At 69.7% G+C, this 676-nt stretch carries 1 protein-coding gene; it reads left to right on the top strand.

All coding sequences use genetic code 11. The features are described 5' to 3' along the window. The coding region (locus G3I71_RS45340) for a cytochrome ubiquinol oxidase subunit I (protein WP_164324759.1) at window positions 1–676 on the top strand (676 nt) is incomplete at both ends.

The raw sequence follows: 676 nt of genomic DNA, 5'->3' as shown, positions 1-676 counted from the left end.
ATGTTCGACCAGCAGCCGGCCAAGATGGCCGCCGCGGAGGGCCTGTGCGAGACGCAGGACGGCGCGGCGTTCTCGATCCTCGCGATCGGCGACCTCACCAACGACTGCGACGGCGTCAAGCACCTCATCGAGCTGCCCGGGTTCACGTCGTTCCTCGCGACCGGCGACTTCAACGCCCGCATCCGCGGCGTCGACGAGCTGCAGGAGCACTACACGCAGTGGGTCACGCAGTGGGAGCAGGACAACGGGGTCGAGGCGACGTTCGACCCCGCCGACACACGCTTCTACCCCAACCTCGCCGTCACGTACTGGTCGTTCCGGCTCATGATCGGCTTCGGCGTCGGCTCGGCCGCGCTGTCGCTCGCCGCCCTGTGGCTGCTGCGCCGCAAGGGCTCGGTCACCGGCAAGCCGTGGTTCGGGCGGCTCGCCATCGCGGCGATCGCCACGCCGTTCCTCGCGTCGGCGTTCGGCTGGATCTTCACCGAGATGGGCCGCCAGCCGTGGGTCGTCGCGCCGAACCCGAACAGCTCGGGCGTCGACGGCGTGTGGCTGCTGACCGCCCGCGGCGTCAGCGAGGTCGTCTCCCCCGGCATGGTCTGGTTCTCGATGATCGGCTTCACGCTGCTGTACGGCGTGCTCGCCGTCGTGTGGTTCCGGCTCATGAAGCGCTACGCCG

This window comes from Streptomyces sp. SID12501 (assembly GCF_010550245.1).
Classification (GTDB): domain Bacteria; phylum Actinomycetota; class Actinomycetes; order Streptomycetales; family Streptomycetaceae; genus Streptomyces.
The sequence above is the reverse complement of the archived record's forward strand: the minus strand, read 5'-3'. Positions and strand labels throughout refer to the sequence as shown.